This is a genomic window from Bacillus sp. NTK074B, assembly GCF_017303375.1.
Taxonomy (GTDB): domain Bacteria; phylum Bacillota; class Bacilli; order Bacillales; family Bacillaceae_B; genus Rossellomorea.
The window spans coordinates 38,738-55,847 of record NZ_JAFKOH010000007.1 but is presented as its reverse complement, the minus strand read 5'-3'; the positions used below and the strand labels follow the sequence as shown (position 1 = coordinate 55,847).

The window sequence follows — 17,110 nt, the reverse complement described above, 5'->3', positions numbered from 1 at the left end:
TGATCAACAGCTTTTTTAAAAGGCCATTGCCTGCAAAATGTCCGTATTCATTTCACGGTTAGTTAAGAACGACACCTAACATATAACATACTCCCTTTGTATACACTATTTAAATTCAATTTTAGTTTACGATGGATTCCCTTCTTTTGTCAATAGGTTATTGTAATGACCGTTTATATTGGAACCTTTTCCACTGAAAGCGGATGAAGCACCCGATGCAGAATCCTGCAAGAGCGACGGATGCAGCGAGAAAGACCATTCCTGAGAACAGATAGAATCCTGTGCTCCACCCCGCCAGGGCACTAATAATTGCAGCACCTAAGCAGCTCACCGCAATGATATTATTGAACTGCTGCTGGTCAGCGTCTTCCGGTGGATAAGAGGAAGGTTCTTTCTTTAAAAATAACTTCCCTGCCTTTATAACGGGATTGTATTTAAATAATAAAGCCGACATCCCCACTATGAAGGGAAGCAGTAAGAAATACTCTATTTGAACCACCCATGAAATGGCAACGGTTGAAACAATGAACCATTGATTTAGTTGAACTAATGGTCTTGGTATTGAATTGGTTGTAGCTGAACCCATTTTAATTCATACCTTTCTGATTGGAATTAGTGTAATTATAGTGTATGGGATGCAGCTGAAAAAATCAAAAGAAAAAACCGAAAACGGCAGCCCATTTTTTTGGCTGTTTTCGGTTTTCTTCTTTATAAGTTAATAACAGTCTGCTCTTCGGCCTCATTTCGTTAACTCATATCTTTTCTGTAACTCCTCAGGAGCCATCTTCACCATGAGCTGAAGGATGAAGGTAAACACAGCCAGATCATCGACAATCCCCAATAAGAGAAATACATCCGGAATCAAATCCAGGGGCAGCCAGAAATAGAATGCAACCAACCCCACCGATAATCCTTTCTTCAAAAAAGGAACATCCCCCGACCGAAAAAAATCCACCAAAAAAGGAATCGACCTCCGAACATTAAAAAGAAACCTCACCCGCTTCACGAACCTTACCATACCTCATCACCTGTCTGTTTTTTTATAACGTTATCATAGCACACAAAACCACGGAAAGAATCTGCTGTCAATCAGCATCGATTTTTGGCTCATTCGAGGGAAACGTCCGTCTCCCTCGCCTTTCAGCTCTGCTGAAAGGTCCCCAAGAGACAAAAATCACTCCCATACAGAGCATTCCACTATAAATTTTTATACTGATGTCGTTTTCCCACTCCTCTCCTAACCCCCTGATGAATGTCCAAGGTATAACTCTTCCTTATGTAAATACCCGGTAAATTTATCACTGTTCCTGCCAACACTCTATCTTTTTAGCATACTCGCGTGTTATAATCTTTTAGATTGAGTATTAGGAGGTATATCATATATGATTCAGGTTTCAGATGTAAGCTTACGTTTTGGGGATAGAAAATTATTCGAAGACGTGAATATAAAGTTTAATCCAGGGAATTGCTACGGACTGATCGGAGCAAACGGAGCTGGTAAATCTACATTTCTCAAGATTCTATCAGGAGAAATCGAATCGCAGACCGGCCACGTGTCCATGGGGTCAGGTGAGCGCCTTGCTGTCTTGAAGCAGGATCACTTTGAATATGAAGAATATGAAGTGTTGAAAGTCGTCATTATGGGGCATACCCGTTTATATGAAGTGATGCAGGAAAAAGATGCCATCTACATGAAAGAAGATTTCTCTGATGAAGACGGTATGAGAGCGGCAGAATTAGAAGGCGAATTCGCCGAGCTGAACGGTTGGGAAGCTGAATCAGAGGCTGCCATCCTACTAAAAGGCTTGGGAATCAACGAAGATCTTCACAATAAACAAATGTCCGAACTGACCGGTGGGGAAAAAGTAAAAGTACTATTGGCACAAGCACTATTCGGCAAGCCCGATGTTCTCTTACTGGATGAGCCTACCAACCACTTGGACATCCAGGCGATTCAGTGGTTAGAGGACTTTTTGATCAATTTTGAGAACACAGTCATCGTTGTATCCCATGACCGTCACTTCTTAAACAAAGTGTGTACACATATTGCCGACCTTGATTTCGGAAAAATCCAAGTCTATGTCGGAAACTACGACTTCTGGTATGAGTCAAGCCAATTAGCACTGAAAATGGCTCAGGACCAGAATAAAAAGAAAGAAGAAAAAATCAAAGAACTTCAGGCCTTCGTTGCCAGATTTAGTGCGAATGCTTCTAAATCGAAACAAGCGACTTCACGGAAAAAATCGTTAGAGAAAATTTCCTTGGATGACATCAAGCCAAGCTCACGTCGTTATCCGTATGTGCAATTCAAGCCGGAACGTGAAATCGGAAACGATGTCCTGCGGGTTGAAGGTCTTACAAAGACAGTTGATGGAGTAAAGGTCTTGAACAATGTTTCCTTCATCCTCAATAAAGAAGATAAAATCGCCCTGGTCGGAGCGAATGAAATGGCCAAGACGACTCTTTTCAAAATCCTTTCAGGTGAAATGGAACCGGACAGCGGCACGTTCAAATGGGGAGTGACGACTTCCCAAGCCTACTTCCCGAATGAAAACTCCAAGTATTTCGAAGGAAATGAACCCTCTCTTGTGGATTGGTTACGTCAATACTCACCGGATGATGAAAGTGAAACATTCCTTCGCGGATTCTTAGGCCGCATGCTCTTCTCAGGGGAAGAAGTATTGAAGAAGCCGAGTGTTCTATCCGGTGGAGAAAAAGTCCGCTGTATGTTATCCAAGATGATGCTGAGCGGATCAAATGTTCTTCTTTTGGATGAACCGACGAACCACTTGGATTTGGAATCCATCACCGCATTGAATAACGGGTTGATCAATTTCAAGGGTGCCATGATTTTCGCATCCCATGACCATCAATTCATTCAAACAATCGCCAATCGTATTATCGAGATCACAGAAGAAGGTGTCATTGATAAAGAAACAACATATGATGAATTCCTGGAAATGAAAGCTGCAATGAAAGCTTAATACTGACAAGAAAAAGCAGGCTGCCTGACGGGCGCCTGCTTTTTTTCATTTCTTACTGATACTCTCCGTGTTTAACCAAGTATCCTTTAATTTGGAAATAGCTTATATGTTTCGGTAATTCTTCTTTGATGGGTTTCAGGAGGTCCGTCCCTGCTTTCAAGACCGCCTCTTCAATCAAAGCTTCTTCTTCCTCTGTAAACAGGATGTTCCAGTCGTCCGCAATCCCTTCCTGATAAGAACGGATGATGTGATTTTCTATCGTTGCCGTGGTCATCCCCCGCTCTTTCGCAATGGCTTTTACATCCATATTATTGTTAAACAGCTCATAGCTGATTAAATGGGACGCTATATCGGACTGACTCGTCCTCCGTGGTCGGGAAGGCTTGACGTCCTCGGCTTCATGTTCAGGATTCTCACGGGAAAAGGCGAAGATTTCGTTTATGAAGATTTCCCCATACCGATTCAGTTTGTTTTCACCGACTCCGCTGACCTGCATGAATTCCTCTGATGTTTTCGGCTTCTTTACACACATGTCCTGAAGCGACTTATCAGAGAAAATGACGAAAGGCGGCACTCCTTCTGAATCCGCAATCGACTTACGGAGTGTCCGCAATGCCTGGAACAATCCATCTTCTCTTGGTATGATAGCTGTAACTGTAGGCTGCACCTTTCTCGTTACGCTTCTTTCCCCCATCAATACCTCTTTGCCTTTGGAGGAAACCCTGAGGATAGGAAAGCTTCCTCCCTCTACTTGAATGACCCCCTCTGAAATAAGGTAATCGATGAACAGGCCCACTTCCTTCTGGGATTGTTCTTTCATCAATCCATAAGTGGATAACCGGTCGAATCCCCAATCCAGGATCTTTTTATTCTTGGAACCCGTGAGTACACCGCTGATGAGTGAGGTGCCGAACCTTTCATTCATTCGCATCATACAGGATAAAACCATTTGTGCCTCTCTCGTTACATCCTCGGATTCCCTATCATCCAGGCAGTTACTGCAATGGCCGCATGCTTCGTCTATCTGTTCACCGAAATAGGCTAAAATATAGTTTTGCAGACATGTTTCTGTATGGACAAAATCAATCATATCCCGCAGTTTCTGCATCTCATTATCGTGCAGCTCCTGATTGACGATGTTCTGGTCGATGATGTACCTCTGAGTCTGAATATCCTGAGGTGAAAATAATAAGATACATTCACTGTCCACCCCATCACGTCCTGCCCTGCCCGCTTCCTGATAGTACCCCTCCATATTCTTTGGAATTTGATAATGAATACAAAAGCGGACGTTCGATTTATTGATCCCCATCCCGAATGCATTGGTTGCAATCATGATCGTGATGGAATCATTCAGGAAGGCATCCTGCTGCTGCTGTCTTACTCCATCAGACAAGCCGCCATGATATTTCCCGACGGAGAAACCTTTTTTCTCAAGATGCATAAAAAGATTTTCAACTTCCTTCCGTGTAGCACAGTAAATGATGCCGGAATGCTGATGATTCTTCTTTACATACCTTTCCACCCATCGCCTTCGGTCTTCCCCCTTCACCACCTGGAAGAACAAGTTCGTCCTCTGAAATCCAGTTAACACTTTATATTGATCCGGAATATGTAAGTGATGGAGGATATCTTCCTGGACCTGAGGGGTAGCGGTTGCTGTGAGTGCAAGGATTGTGGGATGTGACTGAAGCTGGTTCACTGCCTTGTCGATGCCTAGATAACTCGGTCTGAAATCATGACCCCATTGGGATAAACAGTGTGCTTCATCCACAGCTACAAGGGGGATGGACAATGTATTGAGAAAACGGACGAATCCATATGATTCCAATCTCTCAGGAGCGATATAAACGAGCTTGTATTCCCCTAAAGAAATCTCTTCCATTCTATTCTCCACTTCACTGGTGGATAATGTGCTATTAATATAGGTAGCCGGAATCCCTTGGTGTATTAATGAATCCACCTGGTCTTTCATCAGGGATATGAGAGGGGAGATCACAAGGGTAACACCATCAAGCATCAGTGCGGGGATTTGGTAACACAGAGACTTCCCCCCACCCGTCGGCATAATACCGACCGTGTTTTTCCCGTCCAATATGTATTGAATAATCCGTTCCTGACCGTTCCTGAATTCATCATAACCAAAGTACTGCTTTAATACCTGTTTTGCTTCTGCTATCACAAGCTTCCCTCCAAAAATAACATTCTTATCCCTATATTTTATTAAAGATAAGAGGACGTGCCAATAGGAAGTCGATAAGTTTCCAGAAAAAAAGCCCCCTGCACCTAGTGGGGGCTTCGACATTTACTTATACCGAATAAACCTTCTTACCATCATGCCAGGTTTCTACCACCCTGATATTGTTCAGGTCAACTGTTCCAACTTCCAATGGATGCCGATCCAGCAAGATGAAGTCGGCGCGTTCCCCTGGGGAGATGGTTCCTGTATTATGAGGTTCATTTAATTCGATAAGGGTCGGCATGGATGTGTATCCACGATATGCCTCATTTACCGTCAGCTTCTCCTGAGGCTGCCATCCCCCTTCAGGTCTACCGGATAGATCGGTCCTGTTGACGGCTGCGAACATACCCTCGAACGGATCAATGGAGCCGATAGGCAAGTCAGAACTTAATGTGTAAGGGACATCATGATTGATGATGCTCTTGAACGCATCGCAATAGGGCGCCAGATCTTCACCGACCCATTTCTCCTTTTGATCCCATTCCCCCATCAAGAAAGAAGGCTGGGTTTCAATGGTGGGCTTGATTTTCCCCAGACGGTACAGTAAGTCCTCGCCTAGAGTCTGGGCATGAATGATCCGGTGGTGATAGGTATCGGTCCGGGCCTCTTCCTGTTCCAGTGCCGTAATGGCCTGTTCCACGGCTTTATCACCGATGGCATGCATGGCCACCTGCATCCGATTTTCGCTTGCCAGCCTGATCAGTTCATTCAACTCTTCTTGAGAATAAATCAACGTACCCACAGTATCAGGCTTGTCCTTATACGGAATCCTCATGGCAGAAGTATGAAGGCGCTGAGTCCCATCCAGGAAGATTTTCACGGCCCCTACCTTGACATAATCGCTCCCTTCACCCGTGCGGTGAGGATGACGTTCAAGAAAATCCTGCAGATGTTCCTTTTTAAAGATGTAATGATGCAGATAGACCCTTAGCGGCAACTCTCCCTCTTTCTCCAACCCGCTATAGGCCGTCCATAGCCGATCATAGGATCCGATGAAATTCAAGTCATCCGTGTGCAGGGTTGTGATTCCGTGTTTAAGCATGTGGGGGATCCCGTGTTTGATCGCCTCCTTCGCATCATCGGAACTCCGGCCGCGGAAGTGATGCTTAATGTAGTGAACGGCACTGTCTTTAAACCGCCCTGTCCATTCCCCGTGATCGTCTGTTTCTTTAAAAACATCAGGAATGTCCTTGAATTCATCTTCCTCCTTTAGTAAATCGAGCACTTTATGATTCACGACGCATTCATGACCGTCCTGATGAAGAAAAAACATGTACGTATGTAAATGCAGTTCATCCAGGTCCTTCCCTGTCAGTAGGTCTTGTCGATCTTTAAAGTTGCTATCATTAAGACCCCTTCCAACAACCCAGTCCCCTGTTTCCATTTCAGGGTAATAGTCACGTACTTCATTTTTCATTTCTTCCCAGCTTTCCACATGCCTAAGATCCAATTCGCTTTTCATTAATCCATACCGTAAAAAGTGCATATGTGAATCATGAAATGCAGGGGACAGCACTCTTTCCATCCCATCGATTGCATCTTCCGTCCCTTGCTTCCCTCCTTCTATAATGTCCCTGATCCTTCCGTCCTCGAACGTTACACTGTATTTCTTAGTGGGATCAGTATACTCCAAGCCGTCATACAATCGTACATTTGATAACTTCAATGGACCTTCCTCCTTCAAGTTGGTTATGTTTCTCTTTACCTCTATCGGATGGGATTAAACATAAAAAAAACTGTACATGCGCATTCATACCCATGTACAGCCCCTTCACTTCATCAGAACCATTTAACTGTTTTTTCTTCTTTATTTTTGTCAACAGACTTAGACAGCTTCCAAAAGCCGTCCCACACTGTTTCTTTACGATCGTTTTCCGTGGAAGTACTTTTTACTTCCTTCTCTTTTTTGGACATGGTGCTCCCTCCTTTAATACATAAATACAATACATACTATTCAAATGTAAAAAAAGAGTTTAAACATTTTTTTCATTTATGGATTCACAAGGAAAGAAAAAAAGAACCAATCAGGGATTGGTTCTTTGCGATCAATCATGATGATTTTATTGTAGGATGGGGATTATCCACGACTTGCAAAACCTTTGTGGAAGTCACCATGTCTTCTTTACAAAGCGGACACTTAGGTGTATCTTCACTTTTAAAATTATCTCTCATCCAGCCCTTACAATCTTCAGCGGAACAAGCCCAAATCTTTGTTTCCTCTGTTTTGATTTCTTCCTCAACTTGATTTCTACGACCAAAAGCCATTGAACGTCCTCCTTTAAGATAAGTAGGATTTTCTTGCTAAGCTTTCTAACAGGAAAATGTGATTGTGGTAATGTATGCTGCAGATAATATGTGGTCAGTAATAGTTAATTAATCGGATTAAATGCATCGATTATTTCCATTATACCATACTTGACATCATTTTAATATATCCATGCTTAAGTTAGATCATTATGTAAAGAGCCAGAAGAGAAAACGTTCATTTTTTCTGTTTAGAACTTGTTGAAGATACTTTCACTCCACCCGGAACTTCCTGACTGGTCATTCCCTGCCCTTCTAATTGAGAAGAACCCAGAGCTGCCTGTGATGCATCTCTTTTACTGTTGCTCATTTGATTCACCTCCTCTACTATCTTTCCCGGTATTCATCCATATTATTTACATTTGTTTATTAAAGGGTGTTTTCGTAAACATTTTTGCATTTGGATGTAGGGAGTGGCGGTTGATTTCCGCTACAGGTGCTCGCTTTCCGCAGGGCTGGCGGTGAGCCTCCTCGGCTTTTTTGCTGAGGAGGCTCGGCCGAACGTCCGTGGAAAGGGGAGCAGTTCTCTTCACCCTCCTGCACCACACTCTATATGACAGAGCATCTTTGCGAAAACAGCCTTATTAAATGAACCAGGCAACTCCATGAGTAAGAATCATATACATGGGAAATCTAATCATTAAATTAAGGTTTAGGGTGTTGAATTCAGTGTTTAGACGAAAAAAAGTGCAAGAGGACATAGAACAAGAATCCCCTCATAGTTTTGAAATTGAGACGTTTCATAAAGAATTACTCTCGTTAGTAAGCAATAGTGAAGATTTAGTCTTGAGGACCATCACAAATGGAGATCAATCAATCGCTGTGACATACTTTGACGACATGATTAATGCAACCTCCATGCAAGATAGCATTATTCGGCCAATAGAAGAAGCCGATGGAGAAGTGAATTACCAACAGATCAAAGATACAATAAATATTGCAAAACTCACAGTTACTAATTCCATCAATGATGTAGTCGATAATCTGGTCAACGGCACCGCTTATATCTTTAGAGAAGGAGATACACACGGAATATTGGCGGATGTTGCGGATAAGGGCACCCGTGCATTGGAGAAAGCGGAAACGGAATCCCTTGTATTCGGTCCTAAAATTTCTTTCACAGAGTCTATAACGAAAAACTTGAATTTGATCCGTTCAAACATTAATGATCCCAAGCTATGTGTAGAAACATACACAATCGGGTCAAGAACAAAGAAAAAGGTTCAGATGGTGTACATAAAGGACATTGCAGAAGAAGAAAACGTCAATACATTCCGACAACGTATCACAGAAATCGAAGTCGACAGCATTGTAGATTCAACGGTACTCGCCCAGATGATCGAAGACAATTCCATAACATTTTTTCCACAATTCATTACAACTGAGCTTCCTGATCGATGTACCATATCCCTCCTTCATGGAAAGATCGCCGTATTGGTGGACCGAAGCCCCACGGCAATTATCGGTCCGTCAACATTCATGAATTTCTTTGAATCGACGGAAGATATTTACATGAGATGGAATATGGGCACTTTTCTTAGAATGGTAAGGTTTGTCGCCATCTTTTTTTCAATTCTTCTCACACCTGCTTATGTGGCTGTTCTAACGTACCATTATGAAGTAATACCTTCTGCACTCCTGGTGTCCCTTGGTCAATCACGATCGAATGTCCCCTTCCCACCTGTATTCGAGGCGTTGCTACTCGAGTTCATTATTGAATTGTTAAGAGAAGCCGGAGCGAGGCTGCCGACCAAGGTGGGCCAGACGATGGGGATCGTAGGAGGTATTGTCATTGGACAGGCTTCCGTTCAAGCCGGATTTACGAGTAATATTCTGATCATCATCATCGCCATCTCCGCCCTCGGTTCTTTTACAGCGCCAAGCTATGCAATTGGAACTGCAGTAAGAATCATACGCTTCCCGATTATTTTGATGGCAGGGCTGTATGGTGGTGTTGGTATCATGTTCTGCTTTTGCTTTTTGCTCATCCATTTATTGAAAATCACAACCCTTGGCAGGCCATATCTATCTCCCATCTACCCATTTAGATTCTCCGACTTGAAGTACAGCCTTTTTCGCATGCCGTATCAATATTTGGTCAAGCGTCCCGTATCCAATCATCCAATGGATAAAATGCGCATTCCCCTGAAAAAGGCAAAACAGAAAAAAGACGTTGACGAGTAAAGGGTGTTATGTATGGAAATTAATGTGAATCCTAAAGAGCGGCTCATGTTTAACGCATTTCTGATGATGTTTGTTTTACATACCGCCCAGACCGGAGTAGGAATTGCAGGTTTACCGAGAATCATCTTTATAGAAGCCAAAAGAGATGCATGGATTTCGGTCATTTTAGCCGGAACACTGGTCTGCCTTGTGTTGTTTCTAATGATTAAGATGCTAGAAACCTATGAAAGCGCAGACTTATATGGTATCCACATGGACCTATACGGAAATTGGTTGAGTAAGGTATTCAATGTCCTTTATATAGGATTTTACCTGAGCGTCACCTATGTTATCCTGATGAACTATATTGAAATGGTCCAAGCATGGATCTTCCCCAAAATGCCCACATGGCTTTTGATGGGACTGTTAATCTGCTTACTGGTGTATGGGGTTCTGGGGGGAATAAGAGTGGTGGTTGGAATTACCTTTTTAGGGCTTATCCTTGCTTTCTGGCTACTGTTTATGATTTATACTCCAATCAAATTCATGAATTTCAATCATCTTCAGCCCGTTCTGACGTCTTCCCCAAAAGAACTTATCATGGGAGTTTATAAATCAAGCTTCAGTATCATCGGTTTTGAATTAGTCTTGTTTCTCTACCCCTATGTTAAGGAAAAAAGGAAGATATTGAAATACGCCCTTATCGGGACTGGATACTCTACGTTTCTTTTTACTCTTGTTACGGTTGTCTGTATTGGCTTCTTCTCTGAAGATGCGTTGTTAAAGACGATTTGGCCAGTCCTGTCCATGTTTAAAATTTTACGAATCCCTAATCTTGAGCGTTTCGAATTTATTGCCGTCTCATTTTGGATGATGGTCATTCTTCCCAACATCTGCTTATACTTTTGGGTAGCTTCCAGGGGAATGAAGAGAGTATTTCGATTTTCTCAGAAGAAAGCCATTTATCTATTCGCCATCCTCCTATGGGTTTTGTCTGTATTTGTAAACGATCGGTTGACCATGAATACCATTACCGATAAGGTTGGTTCTACGAGCTTTATTCTTGCATTTGTGTATCCAAGTTTTTTATTCATATTGGTCAAACTGAAATATTTAGGAAAAAAGAAAAAGGGAGTGGGCATATGACCAGAATGATTATGCTCCTGTTAGCATGTGCTACCTTTTTATTAAGCGGTTGTGTAGAAACAAAATATCTAGAAAAGCTTGGATTGATTACTGCCGTTGGGTATGACCAGGGTGAAGATGAGAAAATTACCGGAACATTGGTTCTCTACCAATTTAATCCCGCCATGGAGGACTTTGAAAAAGTGTTGACGAGCACAGCAAAGACCAGTAAAGGTATTCGCTTGTCACAAAATCTGGAAACAGATCACAAACTCGTCTCCGGGCAGCTCCGGATTGCCATTTATGGACGGGAGCTTGCAAGTAAAGGAATTGCTCACTTAGTGGATACGCTCGAGAGAGACTCGGCAATCGGGAATATGGTATATTTATCAATTGCAGATACGACGGCTGAAGAAATCCTAACTTATCAAATGGAGGAAAGGCCCTCTAATAGAGGGACCTATTTATACAATTTAGTCAGGCAGAATGTTGAAGCTGAGATGCTTGTGTCCCCTACTCTGCAAGAATTCATTACTGATTACGGAAGTGTAGGTAAAGATCCAATTCTTCCCTTATTGACAGCGAAAGACGGTAAAGTAGGTATAGACGGCTTTGCTCTTTTCACAAGGGATCAGTTCATCAAGGAAATAAAAAAAGATAAGATATTCTTCATTCGATCTCTTATGGAGGAGTATCATGCAGGCAGCGTCGAAGTAGAATTGCCTATTGATCTTTTCAGACCATACTTATCAAGCCTTCATCTAGGACAAGAGAATGATAAGATTTATATCATGATAGACAGCATTAAATCATCTCATGACATTACAGCGAAAAAAACGGATAACCCTTCTTTCAGAATCAATTTGAATATCCAATCACGCTTACTGGAAATGTCAGAGGAAATGAAATTATCAGATCCAAAAGCATTGCAATTATTGCAAAGAGAAATTGGATTTTATATTGAGAAAAATATTAAAGATATGATCCACATGCTTCAGGAAGAGGGAACGGATCCGATCGGTTTTGGAATGGCGTACCGAAGTATCCGTGGCCATCAGGATATTTCTCGGGAAGAGTGGGATAAACTATATCAAGAGGCTACATTTGAAGTGAAAGTAAATAATAAAATCATCCGCACAGGCGTCATTGATTAACAACTGGAGTGAGGATGGGACAAAAGGGTTTAGGCTAAAGAAAAATCCGAACGAGTGATTGGACTAAAATCTAACTCGTTCGGATTTTTTAATTTTTTGTGCTAAAGCTTATTCCATGTATTAAGCAGGTATCAGCTGTTGATTGAATGCAAGACGAAGTATTCCTACGGGAAAAGCAGAATAGGTGAGACCCCGCAGGAGCGATTGCTGTGAGTAAGCTTGCCTTCCGCCCGCGGAAAGCGAAGTCTTGCACGGAAATCATCAGCGGTGAAAGACGTGATCTCATTGTTCGTCTTTAGAGTGTGTAGATTGGGTTATGTCCCAGCCACATTTCTTATACATATTCAATATGCTCGGTAATTTCGGAAATGACTGAGTCATCCTTTATCTCCATTGGCCTGTCATTTTCGAATATGACCAATCCATAATAAACCTGCAGATCATCATCGCAGGCTTCGCAAAAATCAATCTCATCAGGATTCCAGAATGCAATGGCATGAAATTTCTTCGTCTTGGACTTTGGATAACTTTCACTCAGTCGTTTCATTTCCTTGAGAAAGGCAGCAATCGCTTCGTTCCTGTTATCAAAGATCGAATCCCCTACTATATCCGATTCCCATCCTTCAAAAAACCACCATGGCTCTGCATCACTTTTGGTTGTAATCACTCTCCATGTATTATCCAATGCTTCACCCTCCTTGCTTCCTTGACCAAATTGTACAAAAAATGGAGTCGAAAGAAAAACATTTAGATTTCCCCTTTTATAAAATATTGACAACTTCACTGTCGTACAAGCATAGGTTTAATAGAAAAGGACCATAGTGAACGAATATGCGAGGGGGAAAGCAAATGAATTTCATAGTATTAAAAAAAGGGTCCATCATTGCCATTCTGGTAACGCTATTAGTCATTACGGTTGGCACAATTTGGTCATTATCCTCTAAAAATTCCTATCCAACGGTGTCCTTATCTGAGAAAAAAGGAGAAAAACAAGTCATTCAGCTTGTAACAGGCGAATTTAAATCGAAAACCGCGGATGGTAAAGAAATCGAGGCATATCGCTGGGATCCGGGAACACTGGTAGTGGAGAAAGGAAAAGAGGTCGAACTCCGCATCTTTGGGGTCAACGGTATGGAACACCCTTTTTACATTGAGGGGACAGATGTCACTGGTACTGTAAGAAAGGGGAAAGAAACGGTCGTCAATGTCACCTTTTCAAAAGAAGGAACCTATAGACTTATTTGTGAAACCCATGAAACCATTCAGAATAATGGTCCTATGATCGCATATATCGTCGTAGATTAAACCGTTCAATCCCAAAATGAGAGATCTCCCTGAGTGGTGTACTGCCATCTGGAGATCTTTTTATTTTTCGAATCTCACTTGATCATCTTTTTGAAACCTTTTCTTCACACAATCGTATTAACTATTACCATGGATTCTATCCACGAATAGCAGTATACTTTAAATGTGATCATAACAACTGATCTAACTTAGATATAACTAGAATAGTAAAAGGAGTCTTCTCCATTGACATTCATTATTGTACAAGACTTGTTGGACTTCTACTTAAGTCCTTTGCACTTTAGTATCGTATTTTTATTTATATTGGCATTGATATGGGAACGGTGTCCGTCCCCCTTTCATCTTTACACACACTATTATGACAAACGACTTGAAGGAACCAATCTGATCGCCAAGCAGGTGGCCCATAACGAAATAAAGCCTATAAGGGTTTGGTTTACGACCTGTATGAAATTTCAGTTCTATCATACTGACAATGATGAAGAATCCTCTTCTGTATATCACTAACGGATATGCAATTATACAGAGGAGGAAAAAACATTGAAAAAATTTTCATTCATTTTCATTTTACTATTGTTTACACTGACAGGATGCCAAAGCGCCACTACTGAAGGGGCTTTCTTTCATGATTATCTGGTAAACCCATTTTCATTTCTCATTCATGAAATCGGTACTTTCTTAGGTGGGAACTTTGGAGTGGCCATCATCGTGATTACCCTTCTTATTCGTCTGATCCTTTTGCCATTTATGCTGAAAACGTATAAAAATCAACAGGACATGAAAGGGAAAATGGCATTGATCAAACCGGAAATGACTGCCATTCAAAAAAAGATCAAAGAAACAAAAGACAAAGATGAGCAGAAGAAGCTTCAGCAGGAATTGATGATTCTCTACCAAAAAAATGGAGTAAATCCTCTGAATATGGGATGTTTGCCGTTATTAATCCAGACACCTATCTTGATTGGTTTATATTATGCAATCCGGTCTTCCTCAGAAATAGCCAGTCATTCTTTCTTATGGTTCAATCTGGGTCATCCTGACCATGTGATGGCGATCATTGCAGGGTTGGTGTACTTGGCTCAATCGCGTGTATCTTTAATGAACATCCCTGCAGAGCAGCAGGCACAGATGAAGATAATGGGACTGCTTTCCCCCGTAATGATTTTTATCTTTTCTTTGAACGCACCTGCTGCCCTCCCTCTTTACTGGACGGTCGGTGGTGCATTCCTCATCCTGCAAACAGTGATGGGAAAAATTCTTTATCATCCACACACACCCATCGAAAAACAGGAAAGTCAATAAAGAGGCTGGGACAAAAGGATTCCAGCTAAATGAAAATCCGAACGAGTCATTGGATGAAAATCTGACTCGTTCGGATTTTAAATTTCTGTGCTAAAGCTTACTCCATGTATTAAGCAGGTTCTAGCTGTTGATTGGAGTGCAAGACGAAGACTCCTGCGGGAAAAGCGGAATAGGTGAGACCCCGCAGGAGCGAAAGCTGTGAGGAGGCTTGCCTTCCGCCCGCGGAAAGAGAAGTCCTGCACGGAAATTAACAGCGGTGAATCCCGTGATATTCAAAATATTCATAGGCTTTGTTCGGATTTAGAATACGGATTTAGTTATGTCCCAACCTCTTTTATTTTTTTCATATATCCACACACATGTTTTGTCATTGTATTTACAAAACCATTCTAACAAAAAAGGATTTATGATAAGCATTCAATAAATAGTTGTTAAGTAACTGAAACTAAAAGAATGAAGACAATTCCTTGCAAATCTGGACGATTTTTCTTTTACATCACTTCATGATTTCCATTTTTCCCTTTTTTACAATAAAATGATAGTAGGTATAATATGAAACCTTAATCATCGTCAATCGTATGTATGGTAAGCATCTTTATTAAGGGGTAGATGAAATGAACACATTTCTGCAATTATTAGTAAGAACGATTATTTCTTTCAGTATAGGAATCAGCAGTTTTATCGCTTTCCTGCTCCTGTTGGACATGGGATTCCCTCTTACTCTACTCTCAGGCATAGGTACCGGTGCATTGTTTTTCATCCTTGTGAAAGCCCTACAGAAACAGTGGTGGCTGAAAAAAAACGGTCTATCTTCAAAGGAGTATCGATATATTAACAGAAATTTAAAAGAAGCAAAAGAAAAAGTAAAGCGGCTACAAAAACAGCAATTAAAGGTCCGCTCTCTCGGTGCTTTCAAGCAAATACTTGAAATTAACCGGATCAGCAGGCGAATCTATCAGCTTGTAAAAAAGGAGCCTAAGAGGTTTTTCTCAGCAGAGTCCTTCTTCTTCTACCATTTGGATTCTGTAGTGGAAATCACCGAGAAGTACACGTTCCTTGCTTCTCAACCTGGTAAAAATAAAGAAACATTCCTTTCACTCCAACAAACCCGTACTACCCTGGATGACTTGACTGGTTCATTGGAGAAGGATCTACAAAAAGTACTGGCAAAAGATATGGATCTTCTGCAATTTGAACTGAATTTCGCTAATCAGCATTTATCACATAAAAAAGATCTTAAATAAATTCCGGAGGTTTTATGATGGAGCAACGAAATGAACAATCAGAACTGGATTTATTGCTTTCAAACCCATTTGGCGAGAAACACCCTGCTGTAAATGAAAAAACAAAATCCCCGCTATTACTGGATCGCTTGCCGGAGGAACAGCAGGAAAAAGCGAGACAATTAGCCGCACAGATTGACTATAAGGATTATGAAGCCATTTTGAAATACGGAACAGCCGCTCAATCCCAGCTATCCAACTTCTCCCACTCCATGCTGGATCATGTCCAAAAACGTGATATCGGTCCGATCGGAGACGTGTTAAGTGACTTGATGAAAAAACTAGAGCAGATGAATCCTGATGAACTGAACACCAAGCAAAAGGGCATGTTCAAGAAACTATTCCGTAAAGTATCCTCATCCCTTCAGGAGGTACTTTCTAAATACCAGAAGATCGGCTCCCAAATTGACCGAATATCCGTGAGACTGGAACACTCAAAAAAGACCCTGCTTGATGACAACCGGTTATTGGAAACGTTATATGAAAAAAATAAGGACTATTTTCAGGCTCTCAATATGTACATTGCAGCTGCTGAAATTAAAAGGGAAGAAATCAGCCAAACCCTCCTTCCTTCTTTACGGATGAAAGCTGAAGAGACCGATGATGAACTGATCTATCAGGAAGTCAATGATACAATGCAGTTCCTGGATCGACTGGATAAACGCATCCATGATTTGAAGTTAAGCAGGCAGATGACGATTCAGTCAGCGCCTCAGATCCGATTGATTCAAAATACAAATCAAGCATTGGCCGAAAAAATTCAAGCTTCTGTCTTGACAGCGATCCCTCTATGGAAGAATCAAATCGCCATTGCTCTTACCCTGCTGAACCAACAGAAGGCGGTTGCGGCACAAAAGCAAGTTTCCCGCACGACCAATGAGCTGCTCTTGAAGAATTCTGAGATGCTAAAAACGAACAGTATTGAAACCGCCAAAGAAAACGAACGTGGAATCATCGATATAGACACCCTGAAGAAAACCCAGGAAAACCTCATCACCACCATTGAAGAAACATTGGCCATACAGGCAGAAGGCAGACAAAAGCGACAGCAGGCAGAGCAGGAGATGGTTACCATGGAGAACGACCTGAAACAAAAACTGATTGAGATTAGAAAATAGTACAAAATCTTCCTTATCTTCGGCCGTTCCCCCGCCTATTGCGTGGTAATGGCCGATTTTTTTGCCATCTGGCATTCCTCTGCAGATTTTTGAATATAAAACAGATGTCTTGCATATCTGATTTGGTTAT

At 41.6% G+C, this 17,110-nt stretch carries 17 protein-coding genes; 9 read left to right on the top strand and 8 right to left on the bottom strand.

The window, feature by feature from the left end:
• Nucleotides 1–157: 157 nt before the first annotated feature.
• Both JI667_RS13060 and JI667_RS13055 read right to left on the bottom strand, forming a co-directional pair.
• Nucleotides 158–586, bottom strand: coding sequence for a DUF4395 domain-containing protein (locus JI667_RS13060; protein ID WP_206854795.1), 429 nt, complete (start codon nt 584–586; stop codon nt 158–160).
• 153 nt (nt 587–739) lie between these two features.
• Nucleotides 740–922 carry a YkvA family protein gene (locus tag JI667_RS13055; RefSeq protein ID WP_306465463.1) on the bottom strand — a complete coding sequence of 61 codons (183 nt, stop codon included), beginning with the start codon at nt 920–922 and terminating at the stop codon, nt 740–742.
• Nucleotides 923–1,382: 460 nt separating this feature from the next.
• Here JI667_RS13055 and JI667_RS13050 point away from each other — a divergent pair, with 460 nt between their 5' ends.
• Nucleotides 1,383–2,984 (top strand): ABC-F family ATP-binding cassette domain-containing protein, encoded by a 1,602-nt coding sequence (locus tag JI667_RS13050; protein WP_206854788.1) that lies wholly within the window; start codon nt 1,383–1,385, stop codon nt 2,982–2,984.
• A 52-nt stretch (nt 2,985–3,036) separates the two neighbouring features.
• On the opposite strand, the gene recQ is transcribed toward JI667_RS13050, so the two are convergent.
• The 5 genes from recQ to JI667_RS13030 form a co-directional block, all read right to left on the bottom strand.
• A complete protein-coding gene (recQ, locus tag JI667_RS13045; RefSeq protein ID WP_206854769.1) occupies nt 3,037–5,166 on the bottom strand; it encodes a DNA helicase RecQ in 2,130 nt (709 codons plus the stop codon).
• Between the two features lie 127 nt (nt 5,167–5,293).
• The gene (locus tag JI667_RS13040; RefSeq protein WP_244668316.1) at nt 5,294–6,892 is read right to left on the bottom strand and encodes an amidohydrolase; all 1,599 of its coding nucleotides are present in this window, start codon (nt 6,890–6,892) and stop codon (nt 5,294–5,296) included.
• A gap of 113 nt (nt 6,893–7,005) precedes the next feature.
• The gene (locus JI667_RS22930) at nt 7,006–7,140 is read right to left on the bottom strand and encodes a hypothetical protein (protein WP_280515491.1); all 135 of its coding nucleotides are present in this window, start codon (nt 7,138–7,140) and stop codon (nt 7,006–7,008) included.
• A 135-nt stretch (nt 7,141–7,275) separates the two neighbouring features.
• Entirely contained in the window at nt 7,276–7,491 is a 216-nt protein-coding gene (locus JI667_RS13035) for a cold-inducible protein YdjO-related protein (protein ID WP_201715108.1), read from the bottom strand.
• 217 nt (nt 7,492–7,708) lie between these two features.
• Entirely contained in the window at nt 7,709–7,840 is a 132-nt protein-coding gene (locus JI667_RS13030; RefSeq protein WP_206854756.1) for a YuzL family protein, read from the bottom strand.
• 359 nt (nt 7,841–8,199) lie between these two features.
• Here JI667_RS13030 and JI667_RS13025 point away from each other — a divergent pair, with 359 nt between their 5' ends.
• The 3 genes from JI667_RS13025 to JI667_RS13015 are packed head-to-tail and all read left to right on the top strand — an operon-like array spanning nt 8,200 to nt 11,972.
• A complete protein-coding gene (locus tag JI667_RS13025) occupies nt 8,200–9,714 on the top strand; it encodes a spore germination protein (RefSeq protein WP_368077907.1) in 1,515 nt (504 codons plus the stop codon).
• Between the two features lie 12 nt (nt 9,715–9,726).
• Nucleotides 9,727–10,839: a GerAB/ArcD/ProY family transporter gene (locus tag JI667_RS13020; RefSeq protein WP_206854751.1), complete on the top strand. Its 1,113-nt coding sequence runs from the start codon at nt 9,727–9,729 to the stop codon at nt 10,837–10,839.
• Nucleotides 10,836–11,972 carry a Ger(x)C family spore germination protein gene (locus JI667_RS13015; protein ID WP_206854748.1) on the top strand — a complete coding sequence of 379 codons (1,137 nt, stop codon included), beginning with the start codon at nt 10,836–10,838 and terminating at the stop codon, nt 11,970–11,972. Before JI667_RS13020 ends, JI667_RS13015 begins: the two co-directional genes overlap by 4 nt.
• 334 nt (nt 11,973–12,306) lie before the next feature.
• On the opposite strand, the gene JI667_RS13010 is transcribed toward JI667_RS13015, so the two are convergent.
• Nucleotides 12,307–12,657: a DUF1033 family protein gene (locus JI667_RS13010; RefSeq protein WP_206854745.1), complete on the bottom strand. Its 351-nt coding sequence runs from the start codon at nt 12,655–12,657 to the stop codon at nt 12,307–12,309.
• Between the two features lie 164 nt (nt 12,658–12,821).
• Here JI667_RS13010 and JI667_RS13005 point away from each other — a divergent pair, with 164 nt between their 5' ends.
• The 5 genes from JI667_RS13005 (at nt 12,822) to JI667_RS12985 (ending at nt 16,980) form a co-directional block, all read left to right on the top strand.
• Nucleotides 12,822–13,277: a cupredoxin domain-containing protein gene (locus JI667_RS13005; RefSeq protein ID WP_206854742.1), complete on the top strand. Its 456-nt coding sequence runs from the start codon at nt 12,822–12,824 to the stop codon at nt 13,275–13,277.
• Between the two features lie 225 nt (nt 13,278–13,502).
• The gene (locus tag JI667_RS13000) at nt 13,503–13,784 is read left to right on the top strand and encodes a hypothetical protein (RefSeq protein ID WP_206854739.1); all 282 of its coding nucleotides are present in this window, start codon (nt 13,503–13,505) and stop codon (nt 13,782–13,784) included.
• A gap of 33 nt (nt 13,785–13,817) precedes the next feature.
• Nucleotides 13,818–14,579 carry a membrane protein insertase YidC gene (gene yidC / locus JI667_RS12995; protein ID WP_206854736.1) on the top strand — a complete coding sequence of 254 codons (762 nt, stop codon included), beginning with the start codon at nt 13,818–13,820 and terminating at the stop codon, nt 14,577–14,579.
• 614 nt (nt 14,580–15,193) lie between these two features.
• Nucleotides 15,194–15,823: a 5-bromo-4-chloroindolyl phosphate hydrolysis family protein gene (locus JI667_RS12990; RefSeq protein WP_206854733.1), complete on the top strand. Its 630-nt coding sequence runs from the start codon at nt 15,194–15,196 to the stop codon at nt 15,821–15,823.
• A 14-nt stretch (nt 15,824–15,837) separates the two neighbouring features.
• Entirely contained in the window at nt 15,838–16,980 is a 1,143-nt protein-coding gene (locus JI667_RS12985; RefSeq protein ID WP_206854730.1) for a toxic anion resistance protein, read from the top strand.
• Nucleotides 16,981–17,110: the final 130 nt, after the last annotated feature.

Excerpts from the sequence above, each read along its gene's own strand:
- JI667_RS13060 (WP_206854795.1), bottom strand. The coding sequence starts at position 586 with ATGGGTTCAGCTACAACCAATTCAATACCAAGACCATTAGTTCAACTA.
- JI667_RS13050 (WP_206854788.1), top strand. The coding sequence starts at position 1,383 with ATGATTCAGGTTTCAGATGTAAGCTTACGTTTTGGGGATAGAAAATTA.
- JI667_RS22930 (WP_280515491.1), bottom strand. The coding sequence starts at position 7,140 with ATGTCCAAAAAAGAGAAGGAAGTAAAAAGTACTTCCACGGAAAACGAT.
- JI667_RS13035 (WP_201715108.1), bottom strand. The coding sequence starts at position 7,491 with ATGGCTTTTGGTCGTAGAAATCAAGTTGAGGAAGAAATCAAAACAGAG.
- JI667_RS13030 (WP_206854756.1), bottom strand. The coding sequence starts at position 7,840 with ATGAGCAACAGTAAAAGAGATGCATCACAGGCAGCTCTGGGTTCTTCT.
- JI667_RS13020 (WP_206854751.1), top strand. The coding sequence starts at position 9,727 with ATGGAAATTAATGTGAATCCTAAAGAGCGGCTCATGTTTAACGCATTT.
- JI667_RS13015 (WP_206854748.1), top strand. The coding sequence starts at position 10,836 with ATGACCAGAATGATTATGCTCCTGTTAGCATGTGCTACCTTTTTATTA.
- JI667_RS13005 (WP_206854742.1), top strand. The coding sequence starts at position 12,822 with ATGAATTTCATAGTATTAAAAAAAGGGTCCATCATTGCCATTCTGGTA.
- JI667_RS12990 (WP_206854733.1), top strand. The coding sequence starts at position 15,194 with ATGAACACATTTCTGCAATTATTAGTAAGAACGATTATTTCTTTCAGT.
- JI667_RS12985 (WP_206854730.1), top strand. The coding sequence starts at position 15,838 with ATGATGGAGCAACGAAATGAACAATCAGAACTGGATTTATTGCTTTCA.